This is a genomic window from Brevundimonas lutea, from assembly GCF_003704105.1.
GTDB lineage: Bacteria > Pseudomonadota > Alphaproteobacteria > Caulobacterales > Caulobacteraceae > Brevundimonas > Brevundimonas lutea.
The window spans coordinates 161658-172481 of record NZ_QUOQ01000003.1 but is presented as its reverse complement, the minus strand read 5'-3'; the positions used below and the strand labels follow the sequence as shown (position 1 = coordinate 172481).

General features: G+C 66.4%; 11 protein-coding genes. 10 read left to right on the top strand and 1 reads right to left on the bottom strand.

Features of this window, described 5'->3' with window-relative positions:
* Window positions 1-2 precede the first annotated feature (2 nt).
* The 9 genes from EES48_RS04835 (at window position 3) to EES48_RS04795 (ending at window position 8314) form a co-directional block, all read left to right on the top strand.
* On the top strand, window positions 3-569 hold the full coding sequence (locus EES48_RS04835; RefSeq protein WP_122465264.1) for a tudor domain-containing protein: 567 nt from the start codon (window positions 3-5) through the stop codon (window positions 567-569).
* 190 nt (window positions 570-759) lie between these two features.
* Window positions 760-1533, top strand: a complete 774-nt coding sequence (locus EES48_RS04830; RefSeq protein WP_122465263.1) for a hypothetical protein — start codon at window positions 760-762, stop codon at window positions 1531-1533.
* Between the two features lie 194 nt (window positions 1534-1727).
* On the top strand, window positions 1728-2144 hold the full coding sequence (locus EES48_RS04825; protein WP_162998021.1) for a hypothetical protein: 417 nt from the start codon (window positions 1728-1730) through the stop codon (window positions 2142-2144).
* Window positions 2145-2337: 193 nt separating this feature from the next.
* Window positions 2338-2754 (top strand): hypothetical protein, encoded by a 417-nt coding sequence (locus EES48_RS14770; protein ID WP_162998020.1) that lies wholly within the window; start codon window positions 2338-2340, stop codon window positions 2752-2754.
* A gap of 660 nt (window positions 2755-3414) precedes the next feature.
* Window positions 3415-4836 carry a circularly permuted type 2 ATP-grasp protein gene (locus EES48_RS04815; RefSeq protein WP_122465260.1) on the top strand — a complete coding sequence of 474 codons (1422 nt, stop codon included), beginning with the start codon at window positions 3415-3417 and terminating at the stop codon, window positions 4834-4836.
* Window positions 4836-5774, top strand: a complete 939-nt coding sequence (locus EES48_RS04810; protein ID WP_122465259.1) for an alpha-E domain-containing protein — start codon at window positions 4836-4838, stop codon at window positions 5772-5774. The genes EES48_RS04815 and EES48_RS04810 overlap by 1 nt, the downstream gene beginning before the upstream one ends.
* Before the next feature lie 2 nt (window positions 5775-5776).
* Complete coding sequence (locus EES48_RS04805) at window positions 5777-6622, top strand: transglutaminase family protein (RefSeq protein ID WP_122465258.1); 846 nt, start codon at window positions 5777-5779, stop codon at window positions 6620-6622.
* A gap of 46 nt (window positions 6623-6668) precedes the next feature.
* Window positions 6669-7448, top strand: a complete 780-nt coding sequence (locus EES48_RS04800) for a proteasome-type protease (protein WP_122465257.1) — start codon at window positions 6669-6671, stop codon at window positions 7446-7448.
* An 89-nt stretch (window positions 7449-7537) separates the two neighbouring features.
* A complete protein-coding gene (locus EES48_RS04795; RefSeq protein WP_122465256.1) occupies window positions 7538-8314 on the top strand; it encodes a transglutaminase-like domain-containing protein in 777 nt (258 codons plus the stop codon).
* Window positions 8315-8859: 545 nt separating this feature from the next.
* Here the strand turns inward: EES48_RS04795 and EES48_RS04790 are convergent.
* Entirely contained in the window at window positions 8860-9564 is a 705-nt protein-coding gene (locus EES48_RS04790) for a hypothetical protein (RefSeq protein WP_162998019.1), read from the bottom strand.
* 301 nt (window positions 9565-9865) lie between these two features.
* Between EES48_RS04790 and EES48_RS04785 the strand changes: the two genes are divergently transcribed.
* The gene (locus EES48_RS04785) at window positions 9866-10726 is read left to right on the top strand and encodes an alpha/beta fold hydrolase (RefSeq protein ID WP_162998018.1); all 861 of its coding nucleotides are present in this window, start codon (window positions 9866-9868) and stop codon (window positions 10724-10726) included.
* Window positions 10727-10824 lie beyond the last annotated feature (98 nt).

Below are 10824 nucleotides of genomic sequence, written 5' to 3'. Positions count from 1 at the left end.
GAATGCGGGAATTCGACATGGCGGGGGGTCAGCTCGAACAATCGTCGGGCGCGGCCAAGGTTGAGACGCACAGACATTTGGAACGCGGGGTCGAGGCGGTAACACCGGTCTCGCAAGTTCTCACCCCGCCCCGCGCGGAAAACACTGACCAGGCCTCGGGCCCGGTCTCACCCGGAGTTCCCATGAAGCGCCTTATGCTCGGAGCGGCCGCTGCTCTCGCCTGCGCCCATCCCGCCGCCGCGACCGCCCAGGAAAGCGGCGAGGTTGTCCTGGCCTTCTACGAACGCGGCGGCAGCTGGGTCTATCCCGCCACGGTCAGGTCGGTCTCAGGGGATTGGGTGACGCTGGAATGGGACACCGGCTCGACCAGCGTCGTCGACAGGAGCCGCGTCGGGCTGTTTCACTGGACGGTTGGCAGCGAGCTGAATTGCAAATGGGATGTCGACGGGAAGTTCTACACGGCGCGGATCACCCGGATGGGTGATGACGGGAGAAGCATGAGCATCGTCTGGACAATGGACAACTCGAGGGACCGCATCACCACCAGCAAGTGTCGCTCTGCGGGTTAGCCGGGCGAACCACCGAGGCAACGTCGCTTCTTTTCGCAAGAGGCGGCGCCGCCTCTCCACCGGACACCCGGCGCCAGCGCGGGCGCCCGTGTGGCAGTGGAAAAAGGCCATCCGGTCCTGACCGGTGGCTGGAGGCGCTCACGGCGAGATTTCGTTCCTACGACCAGTGCACACTCGGGGGTCTGACTACATGCGCTCGTTGCTGATCGTCGCCACAACTACCGCCGTCTTGGCGGCCTGCTCGCTTGCCGAGCCGTCGCCCGCATCGGGGCCCACCGCGGCGACGTTGGCCCCGCCGGCAACCGCCGAGGCGCTTCCGGCGCTGGTCGGGGAGTCAGCCCCCAACCGCGCCCTCGCGTGCTACGCTCTGAGCACGCTTCATGCGCAGGCGGAGCAGAGCCAATGGCGACCGCGGTATGAGAAGATCGCGGCCCTCTGGGCAAACGAAGTGCTGCGCCAGGCCGGCGGCGACGCGGCCACAGCCGACCGGCGTCGGACGGAGGCAGTCGAGGCGCTTCGCTCCACGCCCGAGGCCGTCCGCCGCGCGGCGAAGAGTTCGTGCAGCGACGTTCCCGTGTCGGACACGGAAAATATGGCCGGGGAGCAACTCCGCCTGACCCAGACAAGCCAGGACATCTATGCTGAGGATTGGGAGCGTCCCCTTGCGATTGCCGACCTCCCGGAACTGATAGGCGAGGGGGCGGAATCCCGCACGGTGTATTGCCAGGTGTTCACCGCCCTGCAGGCAGCAGAGGGCGGAGCCGATCGCCGGCGCTATCAGCCTGCCTCTGATCTTTGGGGGCTGCAGAACCGGCGCGAGAACGACGGAAGCGCGGAGGCGGCGGCCCAGTTTGCGGCGAGCACCACCGCCTTCATCACGACAAACGGGCCGCCCCGGCCAGTGCTTCGCACGGCGGCTGACCAGTGCGTGGCGGCGGCCCCTCCGGAGCAGCCGGACGCATGAAACCCGTCATTCCTCCCACGATGACAAGGCCGCCTCCCAAGCGTGTCATGCCGATCGCGGCCTTCGCTCTGGCGGCGGCCGCCTGTTCGCCGGATCCGACATCGACGGCGCAGGTAGCGCCTGGAGCCTCGGCCGGGTCCGAGGACGGGGCCGCCATGGTGGATGCGTCAGGTTTCGCCGGCGCGGAGGCCTTCTTGCGGGACGCCCTGGCCGTGTACGCGTCGCCGGTCGGCGCGGAGGCGAACGACGCGAGGCCGGCGGACAGGGGCACGCCCGCCCAAATCCGGCGTCTGTTCACCCCGGCCTTGGCCCAAAGGCTGATCCGCGACGCCGCCATCGAAGGCGGCGCCGGCATCGGCTTCGACCCGGTCTGCATGTGCAATGACGACTCCGCGCTGGTGACGCGTTCCTTCGAGTTCGCCCCGCAACCCGACGGCCGCGTTCGGTCGACGGTGTCCTTCGATTCATTCGACTCATCCGGTGTGAATTATCCTTCGGTCCTGATTTATTCGCTCGAACAGACGCCCGCGGGCTGGCGCATCGCCGAGGTGATGGACCGGAGAGGGACGCAGGACGATGTGAGCCTTCTTCAGACCCTGGGGTTGGACTAGTGGCTGCCGTCTCTGCATCCGGCCGCCGCCGTTCATTTTTGCGCAGACCTCGTCGAGCTGCCGCCGAGGCTCCTGCTGGCGCATACATCGGGTCTTGCCGTGCCTTTGGAATACCTTCCAACACCGCGCTGTCCTTGAATGGCCAAGGCGGTAAGATTCGTGCGGCGCCGCATTGGCGCGTGGGGCCATCACTATGACGTCGACATCCGTTTACCTCGCCGCGCTGGGCGCGATTTCGCTTGCCGCCTGCGGGCAGCCCGCCGGTTCCGCCAGCTCCGCTGCACCACCGGCTCCTGCCGGCTCCCCGGAGCCGACGGCTACGCCCGACAGCGGCCCTCGCGTGGTGGTGGACAATGAGACCGGCATTCAGATCACGCCGGCCGCCGGGGGTGCGGCGGTCACGGTGCCGTTTGGCACGGAACGCACGCAGGCTCAGGCGATGCTGGTCGCGGCGCTGGGTCAGCCCAGCGAGATGATGAACCCGGACTGCCCTTGGGGGCCCGCCACGCTGTGGGATTGGCCGTCAGGAGCCGCGGTGGTCGTGAACAATGAACTGGTAGGATGGACCGGGGACGGCGGGGATTTCGGCTATACCTGCATCGCGGACTAGATGGGCTCTCCCCGGGACCTGTCAGTCAACCGGAAACTCTGTCTGTCGGATCGCTGACAACTTCGCCGGGCCTGACCCCATACGACCACAACCAGGCGCCGCACCGCGGCGACGGAGGCTGCGACCACAGTTGAGAGGAGAGCCGGCGGTTTCCCCCCGAGGCGGGGGCCATCAACGTCCGGCACGCGCCAGCAGCGGTCATTGGCATCGGTCCCGAAAGCAGACCTTCATCGGGGCGATCGTCGCAGGTCCGCAACCGACCCGTTGCGGACTCCGGGTGAAGACCGGGTTTCACGACGAGGCGGGCGCCTCTCCGTGGGTGATGGTGAGGGATCGCGCCGGGGTGGAGCGCGACGCCAGACTGGCCGTGAACAGTCCAAGGCCGGAGGTCGGCAAGAGCGCGACGGTGAGATCGGGACCCAGAGGTCTGGCCCAGCTGGCGCAGGTCGGGGCGCGGGCCTGGAGCGTTGACGATGCGCCTGGCGGGGACCGATGGAGCCGCGAGACGGGTCGCGGAGATCATCGACCGGTGCTTCTTCGGCAGAGCCTGGCGCCTTCGTGAAACTTTCTCTGCGTCGATCCGCGCGGCGCTGCGTTTGACAGCTTGCGGGCATCCGCTGGGTGCGCGCACTCTGCAAAGCCGGGTAACAGGGAGGGCGAATGACGTCAGCATTCGACGAAATGACCGGCGACGGGTCGGGAGGGGTGCGCGACAGCTACCGCGCACTGGCGTCCTGGCTGGAACTGGCGCCTCCCGATTTGCTTCAGGCGCGGTCACGCCAGGCGGAGCTGTTCTTCCGCCGAATGGGCGTGACCTTCGCCGTCTATGGGGACGCCGAGTCCAGCGAACGACTGATCCCGTTCGATGTCGTGCCCCGTATCATCGACATGGAGGAATGGGCCCATCTGGAACGGGGATTGAGTCAGCGGGTGACGGCGATCAACGCCTTCCTGCGCGACATCTATGGACCCCAGGAGTGCCTCAGGGCCGGCGTTGTCCCGGCGGAGCTCATCCTGACAAATCCGCAGTATCGGCCTGAGATGCAGGGCCACCGTCCTCCCGGCGATGTCTGGTGTCACATCGCCGGCATCGACCTGGTTCGCACGGGCGAGGACGGGTTTTACGTTCTGGAGGACAATGTCCGCACCCCGAGCGGCGTCTCCTACATGCTGGAGAACCGCGAAATGATGATGCGGCTCTTTCCCGATCTGTTCGCGGAACATCGCGTCCGGCCGGTCGATGGTTACATCGATAGTCTTTTGACATCACTTCAGGATACGGCCCCTGAACGGGCGGGGGACGATCCCACCATCGTGGTGCTCACGCCCGGTCCATTTAACTCCGCCTATTACGAACACAGTTTCCTGGCCGACAAGCTGGGGGTGGAGCTGGTCGAGGGCGGCGATCTGTTTGTCGACGACGATACTGTCTTCATGCGGACGACGGAGGGGCCGAAACGCGTCGACGTCATCTATCGCCGCATCGACGACGACTACCTGGATCCCTTGACCTTCAGGCCGGACTCCACCGTCGGCGTCCCGGGCCTCATGGCCGCCTATCATGCGGGACGAGTCACCCTGGCCAATGCGGTCGGGACCGGGGTCGCGGACGACAAGGCGGTCTACACCTACATGCCCGAAATCATTCGCTTCTTCACGGGCGAGGACGCTCTCCTGAAGAACGTGCCGACCTGGCGCTGTCGTGAGCCCGAGGCCCTCAAGACGGTGCTGGAGCGGCTGGATGAGCTGGTGGTCAAGGAGGTCAGCGGGTCGGGAGGCTACGGCATGCTCGTCGGTCCGGCGGCGACGAAGGCCGAGATCGCCGATTTCCGCGCCCGGCTCACGGCAAATCCCAACGATTTCGTCGCCCAACCCACACTCGGCCTGTCCACGGCGCCCACGCTCGACGGCGGCGAACTCTGTTCGCGCCATGTGGACCTGAGGCCCTTCGTGTTGACCGGCCCCGCCGAGAGCCGCGTGACGCCGGGCGGCCTCACGCGGGTGGCTTTGAAGCCGGGCTCGCTGGTGGTGAATTCCAGCCAGGGCGGCGGCACCAAGGACACTTGGGTGCTGGACGTCTGATGCTTTCCAGGACCGCAGCAAATCTCTACTGGACCGGCCGCTACATGGAGCGTGCCGATTTTCTCGCGCGGATCCTCGAGGCGGCCATCCGCCTGGCCGCCCTGCCGGCGAAAGACGATCCCGCTGTGACCGCTTGGGCGAGCGCGGTGGCGTCCTCGGGCGTCAAAGCCGCCTTCGACAGCACGGGCCGCACGCCGTCGGAGAAGTCCGTGCGCGAGTTCCTGGCTTTCGGCGCGGATAATTCCACTTCGATCAAGGCGTGCATCACCCGCGCCCGCGCCAACGCCCGGTCCGTCCGAACGGCGCTGACGATCGAGCTTTGGGAAGCCATCAACGGCGCCTGGAACGGGCTGAACGAGATCGGCGAACCGACCCGCCGCGCCGACTTCATCAACTTCCTGGATTTCGTGAAGTCGACATCCCTGGCGGTGGAGGGGGCGACGTCGCGGACGATGCTGCGCAACGACGCCTACTGGTTCCTGCGCCTGGGCATGGCGATCGAGCGCGCCGACAATACCGCTCGCCTGCTGGACGTAAAATATCATCTGCTGCTCCCGCCCGGCGAGCGCGTGGGGGGGCAGCTGGACTATTTTCAGTGGACCACCTTGCTCCGGGAGGTTTCGGCCCTGACCGCCTATCGCTGGGTCTATCGGGAATCCGTGCGGCCCTGGCTCGTGGCGGATCTGATGGTGCTGAACCGCCAGATGCCGCGCTCGCTGGCCAGCTGCCAGGGGATGATCGTCAGCTATCTGGAACGGCTGGCGACGGATTACGGCCGGCGCGGGCCGGCTCAGCGTCTGGCCTCCGCTCGTCTCGCGCGGTTCGAAGAGGCGCGCATCGAGGACATCTTCCAGTCCGGACTGCACGAATACATCCAGGCCTTTCTGAGCGAGAATCATGCGCTCGGCGCGGCGATCCATGACCAGTATCTGATCTGACCATGCGGATACGGATCGACCACACCACCCGGTATGACTACGCCCGAGCGGCGCGTTCCATCATTCAGGTGCTGCGCCTGACGCCCCGTTCCTGCGAAGGCCAGCAGGTCAGGGACTGGCGCATCGAGACCGATGTCGACACCCGTTTGCGTCGGTCCGAGGACGCCTTCGGCAACATTGTCCACACGCTCTATACCGAGCGTCCGACAAACATTCTGACAATCCGCGTCTCCGGCGAGGTGTCCACCGTCGATACCGGCGGCGTCGTGCGCGGACAGACGGAGAAGTTGTCGGAGCTCGTCTATCTGCGCGAAACGCCACTGACGCGCGCGGATGCGGCCCTGAACGCCTACGCGCACGCAATCGGCGACGGCCGAACGCTTGACCGGCTTCACGCCCTGATGGCGGCGATACACCGGGACGTGGCGTTCCAGGTGGGCGCCACCTCCGCCGCCCATTCCGCCGCCGAGGCCTTCACACAACGACGCGGGGTCTGTCAGGACCATGCGCAGATCTTCATCAGCTGCGCGCGGCGACTGGGCGTGCCCGCGCGCTATGTCTCCGGCCACCTGAGCCGACTGGACGGTCTGTACGAACAGGAGGCGGCCCATGCCTGGGCAGAGGCCTATGTCGAAGGTCTGGGCTGGGTCGGCTTCGATCCCGCCAACGGGATCTCCCCGACGGAGCACTATGTTCGCGTCGCCATCGGCCTGGACGCGCTAGGCGCATCGCCAATCCGAGGTACGAGTTACGGGGGAGGGGACGAGCACCTGTCCGTCGCCCTACATGTGCGTCCCGTACAGCAGCAGCGGCAACAGCAGCATCAGACGAGGGCGGGCGGTCTTTAATCTGCTAGCCTCAGACGATTCGCATCGCGGGGAGCGAACGGGCGCCATGACCTATTGCGTCGGCATGCTGGTGAATGAGGGGTTGGCGATGATCGCCGACACCCGCACCAACGCGGGCGTGGACAACATCTCCTCCTATCGCAAGCTGCACCTCTACAAGGGCACGGGAGACCGGATCCTGGCGGTCTGCACCGCCGGAAACCTGTCGGCGACGCAGACGGCCCTGGCCCTGTTGGCCGAAGGGGTGACCTTGCCCGACTCCGAGGGGCCCGAGACGCTGGAGACGGCGCCGACCTTGTTCCGCGCCGCTCAAATCCTCGGTCACGCCCTGGCCACGGTGCGCGCCACCCTGAATACGCCGCCGACGCCGACCGCCGACAGTCTGAACGTCAATGCATCCATGCTGCTCGGCGGCCAGATCGCAGGTGGCAAGATGGGACTCTACCTCATCTACGGGCAGGGCAACTTCATCGAATGCGGCTCGGACACGCCTTACCTTCAGGTCGGCGAACTGAAATACGGCAAACCGATCCTTGATCGCGCGCTGCGCGCCGACACACCGCTCTCGGAGGCGGTGAAGCTGGGTCTGATCTCTTTCGACTCGACCATCCGTTCCAACATCGCTGTTGGCCCGCCCCTGGATCTCATCGTCATGCCGCGCGACCAGATGGTCGGTGTTGAGCGACGGATCGCTCCGGATGACGCTTACTTTCGCGATCTTGGCCGCCGCTGGTCGGAGGCCCTGGCGACCGCCCATCGGGCCATGCCGAATCCGCCCTGGATGAATGACGCGGACGCTGTCAAGTTGAGCGCGGCCGTCGCCTGACCGCGCGCTCGGCCGTCGGAGGCCGGCGCCAGGAACACCCCCGGCTGGGCGGCGTTGACGCGTGATCCTCCCTCCTTCGAGACGCTTCCATGAAACTGCGCGTACGCGCCCAACTGACGTACCGCTTCGATCCGCCAACCGACGCCATTTACAAGATGCAGGTGGCTCACTGGCCGGGTCAGCACATCCTTGAAGAGACACTGACTTTCGATCCCTCCGTCGCCTTTAACGAGGACGAGCACGCCGAGTCCGGATCACGGACATTGCGCTGTCATGTCGAGGGAGAGGTGACGCTGAGCTATGAGGCCGTGGTCGAGAACGGCCAGCTGCAAGACCTGTCGCTGAACGTGGCGCAGCACGACTGGAATGAGTTGCCGGCCGACGTGCTGCCCTATCTGTCGCCCAGCCGCTATTGTCCGTCAGACCAGTTCGGCCGGTTCGCGACGCGCCAGTTCGGCGAAACCTCGGGCGGCGCGCGCGTGTCCGCGATTCTGGATTGGATCGCCGCCAACATCGATTACGAGCGCGGCGTTTCCGATACCGAGACCACGGCGGCGAGAACCTTCATCGACCGCGCCGGGGTGTGTCGCGACTTCACCCATCTCGGCATAACCCTCTGCCGCGCGTCCGGCATCCCGGCCAGAGCCGTCAGCGCCTATGCCCTTCAGCTGGAGCCGCCCGACTTCCACGCCGTCTTCGAGGTCTGGTTGAACCACAGCTGGTGGCTGGTCGACCCGACCCGCCTCGCGCCGGTGGCCGGATTGGTGCGGATCGCCAGCGGGCGCGACGCCGCCGACATCGCATTCCTGACCACGCAGGAACGCTGCGAAGTTATCCGTCAAGTGGTGACGGTCACCCCCGCCTAGATCGCGCGGGGGCCGTCATAGCCGCATCTGGCGCAGACCCGACCTCAGGGCGCTGAGAGCCGTGCACACGTATGGGCGGGCGGCAGGCTTTAGTCACTTGGTCACGAGGCAGGAACAGACTGTCAGGATGATCTCCCGGGACAGACTCATCGTATCTGCATCTGCGCTGCCCGCCGTCCTAGGCTTCGGCATTGCATTGGGCGTCACAGGCAAACTCATCGTTTCAGCGGTCGTCGGAGCTGTCGCCTGTACTGTCGCAGCAGCTATCTCGCTGACGCCGCCCGTGCAGAGCGCACGAACTCGCCTGCTGCGCCGTAAGTATCCCACCGGCTTCTAGATCGAACGATTCTCAGCTCCCTGGCGCCGGCGGTTCGGAAAGAGCCGAAGCGGACTTTGAGCCGGCGCCAGCCGAACGTCTGCTCTCCGGCGGTCAGCCAACGTCCGCTGCTGGCGCTTTGCGGACGCCGAGCTAGCGACGAACAGCGAAAGTCTGCCAAGCTGACTAGTCCGCGCTCCAATGAGGAACGCTTGGTGGGACACAAAATTCAATCCATGGAAACATGAACTGAATCAGGGTCTGTGGCGGACAGGTTGTCCGCCAGGAGCTTCTGTCGGGACGCCCAGGAGGTGTCGTCGCGGCCACGCGGCCTGCGCGCTTGTACATTCCGCATCACCGTCGCGCTACGGTCGTACAACTCCGTCGAATTTTCGGCCCTCGCCTGGACCGCCAACGCCTCGGCCAGGAGCGACTGGCCGATCGCCCAAGACGCCGAGTCCGGATCGGTGAACACGTCCGCGGCGGCCTCGGCATACCGAACCGCCTCGGCCGCTTCGGTTGCGCCAGCGGGATGCAGCCGCAGCGCGTATTCCCGCTTCATCATGCTGGCCATAAAATTGGCGCTGAAGAAGAAGAAGGATTCCGCCGATCCGCCCCGCGGCGTGTCGGCCACGGCCATCGTTATGATATCTGCCGCTTCGCGATACTGCTCCAGCGTCGCCGCTCGCGTTCCCGGATAGATCTGGATGGCCAGCCAATAGTTCAATTCGCCTCGGATGTCCGGCGCCTCCGCCGTGGCGGGAGACTCCAGCGCTTGACGGTAGTGGTTGATGGTCGCCGTCTCGCTCCAGCGGCCATGCTGGCGCATCATGTCGCCCAGGTCGCGCTGGGCGATCAGCCAGGCGCGTGGCTCCTCGCTTGGCGAGATCAATTCCGCGGCCTGGGTCACGCGCGAGATCGCCTCGGCGATCAACTCCGGCCGGTCCTCGGTCCGGTTCTGCACCTCGAGGGCCTCGGCCAGGTTGAGCGAAGCTATTCCGACGCTTTGTCGGTCCACTTCAACCGACGTGCGATCGATAACCCGGCGGTAAAGCGAGACAGCGCGCTCCAGATCGGCCGGATCGGCGGTCAGGTTGTGGCGCTGGCTGATCACGCCGCTCCCCCCCCAGCCCCCCGTCCGGCTGCGATGGTGTTCTGACGTCTGACCGACTTATGGAACCAGCCCAGACCCGGGGCGCTGTTGTGCGATGCAACATAACAGGCGTTTCGCGATCGTGGCCGGCGGTCTATCCCTCAACTACGCCAGGATCGGCGCGGGACACCCCGTGGTCTTCATCCACGGCGCCCTGACGACGCTCGACGATGGCCTGATCGCCCTGGCCGAGGCCTTGGCGCCTGGCCATGAACTGATCGCCTTCGACCGGCCGGGGCACGGCGACAGCCAGGCCGACGGCGGATCCGGCTCCGCCTGGCGCCAGGCGCGGCTGATTCATGAGGCGGTTCAGGCGCTCGGCCTCGATCGGCCCACCCTCGTCGGTCATTCCTTCGGCGGTTCGGTCGCGACGGCCTATGCGATGCTGTTCCCGGACGACATCTCCGGCTGCGTCGCCATCGCGCCCATCGCCTTCCCCGAACCCCGTCTGGAGCAGATGATGTTCGGATCGCGCGCCGTTCCGGGCGTCGGCGAGCTCACCAACGCCATGGCGGCGCCCGTGGACGCCCTAATTCTCCCCCTGCTGTGGCATGCCATGTTCCTTCCGCAGGCCATGCCGACCGGCTTCGCCGCCGAGTTCCCCTTCGCCCAGGCCGGTCGGCGCTCCCAGCTGCGTGCGGATGGGCAGGACGCGCTCAACATGGCTGTCGATCTGACCCGCAGCGCCCTGAGCTATGCCGGCGCCCGCGTTCCCCTGAAGGTGCTGCAGGGCGACCGGGACGCCGTGGTCAATCCCCTCGTCCACGGACGACGTCTGGCTGCTCTGTGGCCGGGCGGAGAGTTCATCAACCTCCCCGGCCTGGGTCACATGGCGCACCATTTCGCTCAGGATGCGGTCGTGGATGCGATCGCTGCGGTCGGGGGCGCCGCTCCATCGACATCGCGGCGGACGTCGCCCTCTAGGAAGCTCGCCGTCGCCTGATCTCCCCGGCCGCGCCTCGGGTCCGGGGCTCCGGGGTCGGAGCGGCGGACGCCCGAGCGGGCGGCTGGGTCGGCATTTCGATCTCTTCCCGCAGGGTG